The sequence below is a fragment of the Sphingobium sufflavum genome, from assembly GCF_021403115.1.
GTDB lineage: Bacteria > Pseudomonadota > Alphaproteobacteria > Sphingomonadales > Sphingomonadaceae > Sphingobium > Sphingobium sufflavum.
This window is the reverse complement of the sequence record NZ_JAJSSH010000020.1, coordinates 40,285-54,443: the sequence shown is the minus strand read 5'-3', so window position 1 is coordinate 54,443 and position 14,159 is coordinate 40,285. Positions and strand designations below refer to the sequence as shown.

At 59.1% G+C, this 14,159-nt stretch carries 14 protein-coding genes; 9 read left to right on the top strand and 5 right to left on the bottom strand.

Features of this window, described 5'->3' with window-relative positions; genetic code table 11:
* The first annotated feature begins 98 nt into the window (after positions 1-98).
* Positions 99-386, top strand: a complete 288-nt coding sequence (locus tag LWE61_RS20990) for a cytochrome c oxidase assembly protein (RefSeq protein WP_407696273.1) — start codon at positions 99-101, stop codon at positions 384-386.
* On the top strand, positions 379-801 hold the full coding sequence (locus LWE61_RS19555) for a c-type cytochrome (protein ID WP_234152326.1): 423 nt from the start codon (positions 379-381) through the stop codon (positions 799-801). The genes LWE61_RS20990 and LWE61_RS19555 overlap by 8 nt, the downstream gene beginning before the upstream one ends.
* 106 nt (positions 802-907) lie before the next feature.
* Here the strand turns inward: LWE61_RS19555 and LWE61_RS19550 are convergent, their stop codons facing one another.
* From LWE61_RS19550 to katE, 4 genes are all read right to left on the bottom strand, one after another.
* Positions 908-1,684 (bottom strand): transglutaminase-like domain-containing protein, encoded by a 777-nt coding sequence (locus LWE61_RS19550; protein WP_234152325.1) that lies wholly within the window; start codon positions 1,682-1,684, stop codon positions 908-910.
* 119 nt (positions 1,685-1,803) lie between these two features.
* A complete protein-coding gene (locus tag LWE61_RS19545) occupies positions 1,804-3,267 on the bottom strand; it encodes an alpha,alpha-trehalose-phosphate synthase (UDP-forming) (RefSeq protein ID WP_234152324.1) in 1,464 nt (487 codons plus the stop codon).
* Positions 3,268-3,461: 194 nt separating this feature from the next.
* Positions 3,462-4,019, bottom strand: coding sequence for an ankyrin repeat domain-containing protein (locus tag LWE61_RS19540; protein WP_234152323.1), 558 nt, complete (start codon positions 4,017-4,019; stop codon positions 3,462-3,464).
* Complete coding sequence (gene katE, locus LWE61_RS19535; RefSeq protein ID WP_407696272.1) at positions 4,009-6,102, bottom strand: catalase; 2,094 nt, start codon at positions 6,100-6,102, stop codon at positions 4,009-4,011. The genes LWE61_RS19540 and katE overlap by 11 nt, the downstream gene beginning before the upstream one ends.
* A gap of 732 nt (positions 6,103-6,834) precedes the next feature.
* Between katE and LWE61_RS19530 the strand changes: the two genes are divergently transcribed.
* Positions 6,835-7,074, top strand: coding sequence for a hypothetical protein (locus LWE61_RS19530; RefSeq protein WP_234152321.1), 240 nt, complete (start codon positions 6,835-6,837; stop codon positions 7,072-7,074).
* A 499-nt stretch (positions 7,075-7,573) separates the two neighbouring features.
* Here the strand turns inward: LWE61_RS19530 and LWE61_RS20870 are convergent, their stop codons facing one another.
* Positions 7,574-7,891, bottom strand: a complete 318-nt coding sequence (locus tag LWE61_RS20870) for a UvrB/UvrC motif-containing protein (RefSeq protein ID WP_326490673.1) — start codon at positions 7,889-7,891, stop codon at positions 7,574-7,576.
* A gap of 291 nt (positions 7,892-8,182) precedes the next feature.
* On the opposite strand from LWE61_RS20870, the gene LWE61_RS19520 reads away from it, so the two are divergent.
* The 6 genes from LWE61_RS19520 (at position 8,183) to LWE61_RS19495 (ending at position 14,083) form a co-directional block, all read left to right on the top strand.
* Positions 8,183-8,758: an SRPBCC family protein gene (locus tag LWE61_RS19520; protein WP_234152320.1), complete on the top strand. Its 576-nt coding sequence runs from the start codon at positions 8,183-8,185 to the stop codon at positions 8,756-8,758.
* Positions 8,758-9,948 (top strand): zinc-dependent alcohol dehydrogenase, encoded by a 1,191-nt coding sequence (locus LWE61_RS19515; protein WP_234152319.1) that lies wholly within the window; start codon positions 8,758-8,760, stop codon positions 9,946-9,948. Before LWE61_RS19520 ends, LWE61_RS19515 begins: the two co-directional genes overlap by 1 nt.
* 11 nt (positions 9,949-9,959) lie before the next feature.
* Positions 9,960-10,745 carry an SDR family NAD(P)-dependent oxidoreductase gene (locus LWE61_RS19510; RefSeq protein ID WP_234152318.1) on the top strand — a complete coding sequence of 262 codons (786 nt, stop codon included), beginning with the start codon at positions 9,960-9,962 and terminating at the stop codon, positions 10,743-10,745.
* A 130-nt stretch (positions 10,746-10,875) separates the two neighbouring features.
* Positions 10,876-11,829 (top strand): methyltransferase, encoded by a 954-nt coding sequence (locus tag LWE61_RS19505; RefSeq protein ID WP_234152317.1) that lies wholly within the window; start codon positions 10,876-10,878, stop codon positions 11,827-11,829.
* A 113-nt stretch (positions 11,830-11,942) separates the two neighbouring features.
* A complete protein-coding gene (locus LWE61_RS19500; RefSeq protein ID WP_234152316.1) occupies positions 11,943-12,845 on the top strand; it encodes an iron-containing redox enzyme family protein in 903 nt (300 codons plus the stop codon).
* Positions 12,839-14,083 (top strand): dicarboxylate/amino acid:cation symporter, encoded by a 1,245-nt coding sequence (locus LWE61_RS19495; RefSeq protein WP_234152315.1) that lies wholly within the window; start codon positions 12,839-12,841, stop codon positions 14,081-14,083. Before LWE61_RS19500 ends, LWE61_RS19495 begins: the two co-directional genes overlap by 7 nt.
* Positions 14,084-14,159 lie beyond the last annotated feature (76 nt).

Sequence of the window (14,159 nt, the reverse complement as noted above, 5' to 3'; positions counted from 1 at the left end):
CGCTTGGGGGGCGCGCAGCGCCGGCCGTGGGTCCCTCCTATGGACTACCGGGACAACCGCCTGGCAACCCGAAAAGGGGGTCCCTATTGCACGCCGATATGGGGTCCCGGTTCGACGCCTATTTACACCGCAGGACAGCGGAACCCGTTGCCGCGCTGTGCCTCGTTGCCACATCCATCGTCTCCGGTGCGCTCGGGGCCCTGATGGCCTTCGCGACAAGCCCCTGGTATTCAGGTTACGCGCGGCTCGGCCTTGCCCCGTTCGGTTTGACCCCCGCAGAAGACCAAGAGCTGGCGGGGCTTCTCATGTGGGTTCCGGGCGGTCTTGTCCATGCGGTCGCTGCCCTCCTCGTGATGCGACGTCTGTTGAGACCTGCCCATGGCTAGACGGCAGATCCCCACAAGCCTGCGGTGGCTTATCCTGCTGATCGGCCTTAGCGTCTTCGTCGCCGTCATCACCGGTGCCGGCATGTATATTCAAACGCAGGCGCGGCATCGGGACCGGGCCGAGATGATCACCGGTGGCGACCAGGGTCGGGGCCATACGGCGATCGAGCGTTACGCTTGCGGAAGCTGCCACGTCATTCCCGGCATTGATGGCGCGCTCGGCAAGGTTGGGCCCGACCTTACCCATGTCGGCCAGCGGGCCGCTTTGGCGGGTTCGCTCGCCAATGATCCCGCGACGATGACGGCTTGGCTCCTGCATCCACAAAAGCTGCGGCCAGGAAGCGGCATGCCGGAACAAGCTGTCCGGCCACGCGAAGCGAGGGATATGGCAGCTTACTTGTATGCACAGAACTGACCGAAATGTCGGGTGCCTGTTGGATCCGCCCTGAGCCTCGGAACGCTAACCCTGCTGCTTGCGCAGCGGGTCCGTGGGCGCTCTAGTTTCTGTTAGGACTGGTCGGTCAGGCTGGTTGGACCTGTACCGATTGGCCATTCATCTTGGCTTGACCATAGGCCGTCAGGAACGCGACGTCTGCTGCATCCCGGCCAACCCCTATTTTGGCCATAGCTGCCTCCTGCGCCATGCCGGTAGCGTCGACGAGATGCCATTCGCCGCCAAGGAACACTTCAGCGACCGCGTGAAAATCTGGGGGCTCTACACCGAGCGCGTACACGCTCGCTATTCGCGCCGGAATGCCGGACGCGCGCACAAATGTTATGAGAACATGGGCATAGTCACGGCATATGCCCTGGCGATTGACGAAGGTATCGAGCGCCGTCGTTGCCGAATCGCTCGACCCGGGCACGTAAGAGAAATGGCTATGGATCCAGTCCCGCATGGCGATGACACGCTCGCCACCGTGAAGCGTGCCGAACTCGGAACTCACAAAATTCTGAAATTGGTCAGAAGGACAATAACGCGATGGCATGAGATATTCCACAGTCTCACCTGGCAGCAAGTGGGTTGGCACCTTTGGCAGATTGAGGCACTCGGTCAGGATGCGGTTGATTTGGATCGTCGCCCGATAATCTACAACGAGCTGCCCCTGAAGCCGCAGCCATATGCGTTCCCCAATCTGATTATGCGCAGGCACCCGGGCAAAATGCTCTCCTTGGGTAATGTCGATGTGCGCAGACAGGATTTGCTGCTCGGGAATTGCTGCCGCCTCCACTTGCAGTAGAGCGTCGGTAGGATAAGGAAAATCATAGTCGAGCCGGGCATGGATCGAGAGCTTCATTACGAATATTCTCCTCTGATGAGACTCTACACAAGAATCGCTGGCCATTGACCCCAGCCGTTACATTTGTGTGACGGCTTACTCTCCCATCATTTGGTTTCGCGATAAGGTGCGTTTCGTTAGCGCAGCGGCGGCCTGACAGCCTTTCCTTTCCACTCAGATCGACGTCCGAGATGTGCCCGGTGACCTACCACGATTCCACCCGACGAATGAAGGGAGCCGACGTCAAGAGGGACCTGCACCGGGATCGACCTGAGAACGGCGAGGAAATTCTTGCTCCACAAAGCGCTATCGGTCCTTCGGACGACATCCATGCAATTCACGTGACGACGCTGGCGTTCTTCAAGAGGCATCCTGAACGCCAAGTCGATCGCCGCTGCCATATCCTCCCGGTCGTAAGGATTTACCTGGAGTGCATCCACCATGTCTTCAGCGGCGCCGGCGAAGCGTGACAAAATCAAAACCCCTGGATCTTCCGGATCCTGAGCCGCCACAAATTCCTTAGCAACCAGGTTCATGCCGTCGGCGAGAGACGTCACAAGACAGGCCTGCGCGCAGCGATAAAGGCGGGCCAGTCTCGAGCGATCGACTGAACGGTTGATAAAGCGGATCGGCGTCCAGTCCAATTCAGCAAATCGCCCATTTATGCGGCCTGTAATGCCTTGAAGCTCCTCCGTGATCTCCTGATAAGCCTGCACCTCCTGACGGGTGGGTGGCGCGATCTGAATGAGGCAGGGACGGCTCCCCTCAGGTCGCAGCTCGAGATAGCGACCAAATGCCTCAAAACGATTGGGAAGGCCCTTCGTATAATCGAGCCGATCGACACCGATCACGAACCTTTCCGGGTTATCCGATCCAAAGAGGTTGGAACCCGTCCGCTCCGCATCTGCCTGGAATCCTTCGACGTCGATACCGATGGGGAAGGACCTGACCGCCGTGACACGCTCTTGGAACTTGATGCTGCCGTCCGTCAAAAACTCGGCCCTGGGATCGGCGCGGAACATTTCGAGACAGCGCGCTACGTCGCCTCTCGTTTGCAGGCCGATCAAATCATAGTGCGCCAGCCATGCGGCAAAGGCAGCCGGCTCGGGCAATATGGCTAGATCAGAAAGCACGGGAAAAGGAATGTGGAGAAAAAAGCCAATTCTGTTGGTCACACCAAGATCCCGTAATGCGCGGGCCAACGGAATGAAATGATAGTCGTGGATCCAGATGACGTCTTCAGGCGTGATTGTATTTGCCACCAAGCGGGCTACACGTCGATTGACGGCCTGGTAGGTTGCGAAATCCGGAAGGGACAGCCTAACCAGATCGACGCGGCGATGACAAAGCGGCCAAAGAACCGAGTTAGCGAACCCGAGATAATATCCCACCATCTCTTCTTCGGTAAGCTGGAAGGCCATCCTCGTGTAAGGTTGGCCAGCAATTTGCTCCAGCGCGCCGGGCTTCTCGCCGGTTTCGTTTGAAGTCCCTATCCAGCAGCCTCCCGACTGTGACAGAGCGTCATGAAGCGCAACAACAAGACCGCCGGAGGGCGTAGCTCCCGTTGGTATTCTATTGGAAACCACCACCAGCCGAGACATTTTCCCTCCGTTCAGCCAGACCTACCCAGCGTTATACGTTGCAGCAAAGCGGCAGTTCCGTGGTAGCTAAACCGATCCAATCGTGGTCGAAGTCGCCGCTTTCTATTCGGGTGCGCGGCTGTTGTGGGGAGGAGCTATTCGATCGCTTCAGCGAATGAATGGCTTTCATCCGTCCCAGACAGATGAGGGGTCCGTCAGACTCCGCCTCCCCGGTCTGTCAAGCGCGCGACCATGATGTCATTATGCTGCTGGCGGGCAACCGAAATTGCCGTGTTGCCTGCAACATCACATGTGGAAGGCTGGGCGCCGGCAGCCAGCAACAGATCGACTATGGCGCTGTGCCCGAACATGGCGGCCATCATAAGAGCCGTCTGCTCGGCCCGGTTCTTTGCATGGGGGTCCGCGCCTGCACCAAGCAGCATTTTGGCAATTTCGGTATAACCCTTGAAGGATACGCCCATCAGCGCTGTGTTTCCTCGGATCTCATCCGGTTGATCCACAGAGGCGCCGTGGTGGAGTAGAAGCTCGGTCGCCTCCGCCTGACCACCGTAACTTGCGAGGATCAGCGCTGTGTACCCCTTCTGATCATAGCCCGAGATGTTAGCTCCAGCATGCAGCAACGCCGGTATCACATCGACGCGGCCCAGTCGGGCCGCGTCGAAGAGGAGTTCCTGGATGCGCTGCGGGGACGGCAGCGGAGGCACGATGTCGTCATTTGCGGGAGGGGCCGCTGGTTGCACCTCATTTTGCATCGAGATCGACCTTCAGCTCCCGGGGCCAGTGACGCAGCGCGGCTATCGCATCGACAAAGGCTGCCGCATCCTTTGCGGTTTTGAGCGCGATACAGGCTTCGTCGAGGTCCGAAGCAATGCCGCCTTTAGCAAAGATAGGCTCTGCCTCCTGCGTGAGGCCGATGAACTTGCAATGCCCAAACGCGTCTCGCACGAAGTCTTGTGTGGCTGCGTCGGTTGCGAGCATGGCACCGCCTGCTTCCGAGACGACGACTGCGACCGCATCGAAGAGCACTGAGGGCCCGCCGTCGATCTTTTGCTTGGCCGCTACCTTTGTCCCGTCCGAAAGCGTCACACCGCCGATCTTTGGTGCGATGACCTCGTAAACGGCGCCAACCTTGGTGATGGCTTTGACGAGCCCGTCAAAAAGGCCAGCATCCGCGCCATCGCTTAGCAATATGCCCAGCTTGCGACCCTTAAAGGTCGGCGGTCCATTCGCCACGATTGAAAGCGCAGCTGACGGCGCCAGATTTGCAATCGTAGGCCGAGCCGCCTGCGCCGGTGGTGGAAGTGCAGGAAGACCGAGACCGTCTGCAACCTTCGCCGCGAGCCCCTCGTCGATGTTGAGGAGGTGAGCGACCATTCGTGCGCGGATATCAGGCCGCTCGACCTTGCTTAGTTCAAAAACCAGAGCGTCGACGATATGCTTTTGCTCGATCGGCAGCTGGCTGACATAAAATTGGCGGGCCTGACTATAATGATCGGCAAAGCTTTCCGGCCTGATGCGGAGCTTCGGTCCCTCCTCTGTCGCGGCAAAACTGGTGAAGCCGCGAACGGGATCTTCACGAGGTCCGCCCAGCGTCGCGCCCCAGCTGTTGGGCTCATAATTGACTCGGCCCTTGGGGTTGGTCATCGCCATATGCCCGTCCTGCTGGAAATGAGCGACGGGGCATTTGGGCGCATTGATCGGAATATGGGTAAAGTTTGGACCACCCAGGCGCTTGAGCTGCGTGTCGAGATAGGAGAAATTGCGACCCTGCAGAAGCGGATCGTTGGTGAAGTCGATGCCGGGGGGCACGTTCTGGGTGCAGAACGCGACCTGCTCGGTCTCGGCAAAGAAATTATCCACTACCCGGTCGAGGACGAGGCGTCCGACAATCCGCACAGGCAAGATTTCCTCGGGGATAATTTTGGTTGCGTCGAGAACGTCGAATTCAAAGCTGTCCGCAAACTCCTGATCGAACAGCTGGACGCCCAGCTCCCATTCCGGGAAATCGCCGCCATTGATCGCGTCCCACAGATCACGCCGGTGGAAGTCGGGATCCGCGCCATTGATTTTGACGGCCTCGTTCCACACGACGGATTGGAGGGCCTGCTTCGGCTTCCAGTGGAATTTGACGAAGGTCGATTTGCCTTCGGCATCAACGAGCCGGAAGGTATGAACGCCAAAGCCTTCCATGGTGCGGAACGATCGCGGGATAGTGCGATCCGACATGATCCACATGACCATGTGCATGCTTTCTGGCGTCAGGCTGATAAAGTCCCAGAAATTGTCATGGGCCGTCTGGGCTTGCGGGAAAGCGCGATCCGGCTCCGGCTTTGCTGCATGGATCAGGTCGGGAAACTTGATAGCGTCCTGGATGAAGAAGACCGGGATGTTATTGCCGACGAGATCCCAGTTGCCTTCCTGCGTGTAGAGCTTGACCGCAAACCCGCGCACATCGCGCGCCAGGTCAAAGGAACCTTTTGAGCCTGCCACAGTCGAAAAACGGACGAATGCGGGCGTGCGCTCGCCCACTCGCTGGAATATGTCAGCTCGCGTCACATCGGCCAGGCTATCAGTCAACTCGAAGAAACCATGCGCGCCGTAGCCGCGAGCGTGGACAACGCGCTCGGGAATTCGCTCATGATCGAAATGGAAGATCTTTTCGCGGAAGTGAAAATCTTCGAGCAGGATAGGCCCACGCGCGCCCTGCTTCAGGCTATTCTGATCATCGGCAATGGGAACGCCGTGCTGCGTGGTCAGCGTCGCTACGCCATTACCAGCTGTCTGGTGCGTCTCACCCCCACCCGCCTGCGGCTCAGCAAAGCTTTCGGAAAGCATCGCATCAGCGGGAATGGGCGATGCTTTCTGCGGAGATTCTCCCGAGAACGGCGCACCTGGGGCGACGTCTGCGGGAATGATCTTCGCTGCGGGTGTGGCTTTTGACGTTCCGGCGGTGGGCTTCCTGGCCATATATGCTCCTCGTCTTTATGAGGAGCCCGCCCAGAAAGCTGCGCGGATGCTCCTGGTATTCGATGGGCAAAACTCGCCGCATGCGCGGCGGTTGCACCATTTCAGCAAATTCATCCTTACGCTAACCTCGATCAGGGCGTTTGGCCCACTCGCTGGATGGACGCCTTGGACTGGCTCTTTTCGGTGGGAGGCGAGAGGCTTGCTCGAGTTTTGTGGCAGCGTCGGCGGACCCTATCAGTTTTCGGTCGACCGCTACAGGCCTCTCTTGAGAGCGGCCTCGCGACGCGGGGCTGCTTCTAGCTGGCTCGGCAGCCCAAGAGCAGAAGAAAAATGGCTTCAAATCTTGGCGTCTGACAGGGATCTACATGTCAAATGCCAGGAGCAATGTGGGGCATCAGGACCGTGACCGGGTCTCGGCGGCAAAGGCTAGAAGGACATGTTCGGTTTCCAGCTCCGTCAGATTGCTGCAAAATCAGTTCTCCATGCGGAAGACCAACAATTTGTGGTCCGGACCAATCAACTCCAAATCCAGCAAGTGCTTATATGAGGCGGAACGTCTTCAAAACCGTCTCGTTAAACTCCTAACCAACGGAGATGACCATGACAAATGCGACACCCAAGGACGACGCAGCCCGCGACAATTCCCGTGAAGACGTGGCTCGCAATGACGGCGTCCGCGGCCCCCTTGGTGATGCACGGCCGGACGCAGAAACGAACGATCCAACCACCGGGGCTGCCGAAAAACCTGAAGAGGTAGAGGATCGTCCGAACGTCAGCATCGTAAAGCCGGATGACTATCCGGCAAAGGATCGGGAAGACTCGTCGCCGATCGGCGGCTGACTATCGCAGCGGCGAAAGAGAATATGAAGCTGGCTGAAATGCTGCGAGGCTCGCCTGCCCAAGCCGGGTTATTTCCAATGTCGAAGGAACGGTTACTTTAAGTCTATCCGGGCAGCTTTCAAATGCTGCTGGGGGTCGCCCCTCAGCCATAATATCCCGGCTACCGCACGCTGCTTTTCCGGTTCAGTTACCAGCTTCATTTGCTGCGCCGCTCACTCATGGACCGATGCTGTAATGGTGATTGTGCCACGTCTTTCTCTGCAATCACCTCGACTTCACGGCGTTTGGCCCTCGCTTCACGCTACCACAAAACCTGGTGCCCTCGACCGGTGTCGAGCGCTCTATCCTGACGCTGAAAGAGACGTGACGAGTTAGCCCGGGCATGATTAGGTGCCTTGTCCGGGGCGCCTGCTCAAGCGTTCGCCCGAAGCAGGCAATCTTCGGCCGTTTCTCTACTCGCCCAGCTTTCTACCCTTGCCCCTGCGAGACTGGCCATTAGTCATAGGGGAGGCGTCATACGTTGCTGGCTGGTGCCAAGGCCCATCGCGCCAGGTTGTTGTCGGACCAAGCCCGTGGAATCAATGTCGGCGGGAACCAAACCGGGGCTTGCGCCTCGTAACAGGCTGATCCTGTCACGCAGAATAGCTGCGGCTTCGAAATCGCCCTCCGCCGCCGCCTTCTCCATCGCCTCGCGAAGCGCCTCGATGATCGATCCTCGAACAACCGGGGTCTCACCCCGCTGCCTGTCGTTGAAGACAGCGACGCCCTGCTTTCGGATCGCGGCGCGGACGCCCAGGGTGGGGCGAGGCAGGGTCAATCAGGCATCATCCCACTTGCGATGAGGCTGCACGATCTCCGGCGGATCGGAGGCATCCATGCTGTCCTCCAACGAGGCATCGAGCTTTTCCTTCTCGGTCATCACGCGATCCTGATGTCCGCGGTCGGGCACCGGAACCTTTTGTGCATGCGTCAACGCCCCGTTCTTTGATCCAGATCATGATAATTTTCATCAAGGTGGCTGGCGCGATTGGGTTGCGACTGCGTTGAGAACGCAAGCGCTGGAAAAGCCGATCCATTTCCCAAACTTAAACCCTTGCAGGAGAGTGGCATGACGATGGTCACAGACGACGCACCCGCAACTACCGCAAAAACAGCCGAAGGGCGCGAGGCTGGCCTTGCCGTGCATGACGATAAGCATGGCGACCAGTTGATCGGGCGAACCGTCACAATAAACCGGCCGCGTGCCGAACTGTTCGCCTATTGGCGCGATTTCGCGAACCTTCCCCGCTTTATGGACAATGTCGAACGTATCGACACGCTGTCGTCCAAGCGGACACATTGGGTGGTCAAGGCGCCCGGCGGCAAGACAGTCGAATGGGATGCGACGATCATAGAGGAACGCGACGGCGAATATATTGCCTGGGCTTCCGAGGTCGGCGCCGACGTTCCCAACAGCGGCAGCATAGAGTTCAAGGACGCTGGCGACCGTGGCACGATCGTCACGGCGACCATCGTCTACGATCCCCCGGCGGGTGTCATCGGCAAGGTGATCGCCAAGCTGTTCCAGCGCGAACCTGCCATCCAAGCGCGGCGCGATTTGCGCCGCTTCAAGCAATTGATGGAAACGGGGGAGGTGGCGACCGCTGCTTGGACCCGCAAGCAACTCGAAGAGGAGAAGGGCTGATGCGCGCGCTCACCTGGCATGGCCGACACGATGTTCGCGTCGACACAGTCGACGACCCTGAAATCCTCAACCCGCGCGATGCGATCATCAAGGTTACATCGACGGCCATCTGCGGCTCCGATCTTCATCTTTACGATGGCTATATTCCCACCATGCAGGCGGGCGATATTCTGGGCCACGAGTTCATGGGCGAAGTGGTCGAGACCGGCCCCGGCTCAACGCTCAAGAAAGGCCAGCGGGTGGTCGTGCCCTTCACCATCGCCTGCGGCAGCTGTTATCATTGCGGCAAGCATCAATATTCCGCCTGCGACAATGGCAACCCGGCTGACAATCAGGATATTGGGCAGGAACTGTACGGCCAGCCTATGTCTGGCCTGTTCGGCTACAGCCATCTCACTGGCGGTTATGCCGGCGGTCAGGCGGAATATGTCCGCGTTCCCTTCTCCGATGTCGGCCCAATCGTGGTGCCCGATGGCTTGAGTGATGATGAGGTACTGTTCCTTTCCGACATCTTGCCGACGGGTTGGCAGGCGGCGGAGAATGCCGACATCGAGCCGGGCGACACGGTCGCTGTGTGGGGCTGCGGCCCGGTCGGTCTGTTCGCGGTGCAGTCGGCCTTCCTCATGGGCGCGGCCCGCGTCATCGCTATCGACCATTTCCCGCGCCGTTTGGAGCTAGCACGCAAATTCGGGGCGGAGACGATCAACTTCGAGGAATCGAAGACCTATGAGGCGTTGATGGAGATGACGGGCGGCATCGGCCCGGACGCCGTGATCGACGCGGTAGGGCTGGAGGCACATGGCTTCTTCGTCGACAATGTGGTCGACCAGATCAAGAAGTCGCTGTTCCTCGGCACCGACCGCACGCACTCGATCCGGCAGGCCATTGTCGCGTGTCGCAAGGGAGGGCGCGTCTCGATGCCCGCTGTCTATGGCGGCATCGTCGACAAATTCCCGCTCGGTGCTTTCATGGAGAAGGGCCTGACCCTCAAGACGGGCCAGACCAGCGTGCAGCATTATATGCCCGCACTGCTCAACGCTATCGTGGAGGGCAAGATCGATACGACCTTCCTCATCAGCCACCGCATGGCGCTGGAGGATGCGCCAAAGGGCTACAAGATGTTCCACGACAACCAGAATGACGTGACGAAGATCGTGCTCAAGCCCGATTTTGCCGTCGCAGCGGACTAGGAGAGCGCAAGATGGCCGATAAATTTGCGATCGTCACCGGAGCCTCAACAGGCATAGGGTTTGAACTGGCGAGCATCGCTGCCGAAAATGGCTATGACCTTTTGGTCGTGGCGGATGAACCCTTGATCGAGGCCGCTGCCGCAGACTTTGAACGGCATGGCGTTTCAGTGATTTCCCTAGAGGCGGACCTGGCCACTCTGGAAGGGGTCGACCAGCTTCTCGCCGCCACGAACGGGCGGCGGGTCGACCTGTTGTGCGCCAATGCGGGGCGGGGGCTGGGCCATGGTTTTCTGGAGCAGGATGTCGCCGACTGGCGCCGGGTCGTGGACACCAACATCACTGGCACGCTGTATCTGCTCCAGCATGTGCTGCGCGACATGGTGGGCCGGGACGAGGGGAAGGTTCTCATCACCGGTTCGATTGCAGGCTTCATCCCCGGCAGCTTCCAGGCCGTGTATAACGGCACCAAGGCGTTTGTGGACAGCTTTGCGGACGCCATCCGCAACGAGATCAAGGATGCCAAGGGCGTCACCGTCACGACACTGATGCCCGGCCCCGTCGAGACGGAGTTCTTCGGCCGCGCGGATATGCTCGACACCAGTGTCGGCGTTTCGGAAAGCAAGAGCGATCCGGCCGATGTAGCGCGCGATGGATGGGAAGCGTTGATGAAGGGCGAGGCCCATATCGTATCTGGCTGGAAGAATAAGGTGCAGGCAACGCTTGCCCATGTGACCCCGGCGGCGGTTCTGGCGGAGCAACATCGTAAGATGGCGGAGCCGGGATCGGCGGAGCGTTAAGCGGGGAGGGTCAGACGCGCGGGTCTGGCCTGTCCTTTGCCACCGTCTCGGGCAGATGAGCCCAATTTCATAAAGTCGTTCCATGGCCTGCGTGTCTCATAGGCGTCACTAAAACCCGAAAAGAGCCGTTATGCTGGACCATTCCCGTGCCCCTCGACTGGCCTCTCTGTTAAACGGCCTCAATCACAGGGGCTATCGCTTCGTCACACCGACGCCTGCAACCCATGCTCTTGTGTTGCGAAGATCATCCCGGCGCGAGGCACAATCCCTAGCCGACATTCTGGGCTGGAGCCTGCCCTTCCGGGAGGAGATACTCGATACGGATATATTTGCGCTGTTGACCGAAGCAGAGATTTTACGCCGGACGGACGAAGGCCGCTGGCGCTCGACCGTCCGGGTCTCTTCGATCAATGGCGTCCTGTTTCTGCATTCGGCGTTTCCGACAGACGATCAAGATGCTGTCTTTCTCGGCCCCGACAGCTATCGCTTTGCAGACGCCATTTCAGCCGAACTGGCACGGGAAGGGGCGGCAGAAGGCGCTCATATCCTTGATATTGGAACCGGCTCGGGGGTTGGAGCCCTTGTCGCTTCGGCAAGCTGTCCCGGCGCCGTCATTGCGATGACCGATATCAATCCAAAGGCCATGGCTTTTGCCCGGATCAACGCACAGGTGGCTGGCGTACACGTGCAAGGTGTCGTCGCATCGGATCTTTCGGATCTGGCCGGTCAATTTGACTTTGTGATGGCCAATCCACCCTACATCGTCGATCCTGCCCATCGTGCCTATCGCGACGGTGGGGATGGGCATGGTGCTGCCGTTGCGCTCGACATGACGAAGATGGCTCTTTCTCGGCTTGCCGCCGGGGGGCGGTTCCTTCTGTATACTGGCAGCGCCATCATTGATGGTTCGGACCCGCTTCACGCCGCATTGGCAGACATTGCCGATCAGGAAGACTGTTCGTTGCGCTATCGAGAAGCCGACCCGGACGTGTTCGGCGAGGAACTCGCAAATCCAGCATATCAGGATGTGGATCGTATCGCGGTTGTCGTGGGCGTCTTCCAGCGGGGTAGGGGAAGTGATTGAAGGCGATCCCTGTAGTAACAAGGGCGCAGGGCGTTGATCAATGTTAATATGTTCATGAGGAACCGTGCGGTCGCGAGGTGGTTGAGATTTCGATCAATTGAAATGGATAAGGCATGGCCACGCTCTTTAATTTCAGCCCACCCGCGGCAGTTTTGCAATCGTGCGCTGACAGCTTTCACCAGAAACTCGCGCACTGGAACAGAAAGAGGCTAGCGCCCCAGTTTCCAACGGACGACTGGTCGGCTATTCTGGACCGTGACATGGGCATGATGCGGCTCGAAGGCAATTTCGTTGAGGAGCTTCGTGCACTGGTCGCTCAGGACGCGAAAGAGGCTCCGACAGATCCAGACGGATTTATCGCCTGGTTCGAGGCGCTTTTGGCCAATGGACCCGGCCAAGGCGATCCGCTTTTTCCATGGCTGGAGCAGGAAGCTTCGCGAGATGAGCTGCGCTGGTTCTTCGAACAGGAAGCTGCCGGAGAAGCGGGCTTCGATGATCTTGTCGCCTATACGCAAGTGAAATTGCCAACTTCGGCAAAGCTTGAGCTTGCCCGTAACTATTGGGACGAAATGGGCCGCGGCAATGTCCGGGGCATGCACGGCCCGATGCTGGATACGCTGGTCGAGACGCTGGCAGTCACACCCGTCATCGAGAACACGGTGTGGGAGAGCCTCGCGCTTGCCAATGCGATGACGGCCATGGCGACGAACCGCCGCTATGCCTGGCATTCCGTGGGTGCGCTCGGCGCGATAGAACTGACCGCTCCCGGACGTTCGGCGATGGTCGCCAAAGGCTTGCGCCGAATTGGCCTGAGCAACCGCGAGCGGCGCTATTTCGATCTGCATGCCGTGCTCGACGTCAAGCATAGCGAAGACTGGAACCGCGAAGCCCTGAGGCCGCTGGTAGCAGAAGATCCCAGGCGCGCTACCGCGATTGCAGAAGGGGCGCTGATGCGCTTGACCTGCGGCGCGCGATGCTTTGATCGCTATCGCAATATCTTGTGGGACAAGTGCTGACCTCCGATCCTGGCACTGTCCGGCTTCGCCGGTTTGGTGCTCCCTCCCGGATGTTTTTCGCTTTGGTCATAGGGCTTGCTAGCGGCATACTCTTCTACAACCCCCGATTACCGGGATTCGCAACGGCACTTGCCATTGCGCAGGCCATAGGCAAACTATGGCTCGATGCATTGAGCATGACGGTCGTGCCGCTTATTTTCGGCCTGCTTGTGACGGGAGTAATGACAGCCGCCCGTGTTGGATCGGCGAGCCGCATTGGCTGGCGAGCGATGATCTGGTTCACGCTGCTGCTGACAGTTGCCTGCTTGCTGGCTGCGGCAGCTACCACTGTCCTGCTTGGTTGGTGGCCCGTTAGCCCCATGACCGTCAGCGGACCGGATGCGCTATGGTCCGCCGTTCCGGCAGCAACAGGCTGGCTTCAGGCGATAGCCCCCATGAACCCCATAAAAGCCGCTGCCGAAACCGCGATAGTACCTCTGGTATTTTTCGCCATTCTGTTCGGTCTCGCAGCCGCGCGTATTGAGAGCGATCTGGGCGACGCCATCCTGACAGTCGTTCGGGCGGTAGTGGAAACGATGCTCGTCCTCGTTCGCTGGATTTTGGTGGTGGCACCGATAGGGATCGCTGGGCTGGCCTTCGCGGCCGGCGCGAAGATGGGAGCGGGGGCAGCAGAAACTCTGGTTCAGTATATCATTGTCATAGCCGCGATCTGTCTACTCATAACGCTGATGGTCTATGTCGTTGTGGGGCTTGCGGGCGGCATATCGCTGCTTCGCTTTGCTCGTGCGGCTGCCCCGGCACAGGCAGTAGCGCTAGGAACACAATCGTCACTGGCATCATTGCCTGTGATGATCCAGGCCGCGCCCAGCTTCGATGTCAGCCCAGCGGTTGCCGGGATTATTCTGCCTTTGTCAGTGTCCTTATTCCGTGCGGCCAGCGCCGCAGCAAATGTCGCCGTCGCAATCTATCTCGGGCATGTTCATGGCATTGCATTGCCGTGGGAAACGCTCCTGCTGGGGGCCATGGTTGCGATTCCCGTCAGTCTCGCCGCTGTTGGATTACCCGCACAGGTCTCTTTCTTCGCGACCATCGGCCCTGTCTGCCTCGCCATGGGCGTGCCCATCGAGGCATTGCCTCTGTTGCTGGCGGTGGAGTCCGTGCCGGATCTGTTCCGTACGGTAGGCAATGTTACCGCCGACCTCGCCGTCGTTCGGCTGGCTGGACGGGAAATGCGGTAATCAGAATTCTGTTGCCGACTCGTTATAACCGATATGTGAGTTTCTCCGCGATCCATGAAGCGCGAGACTTCGGGCA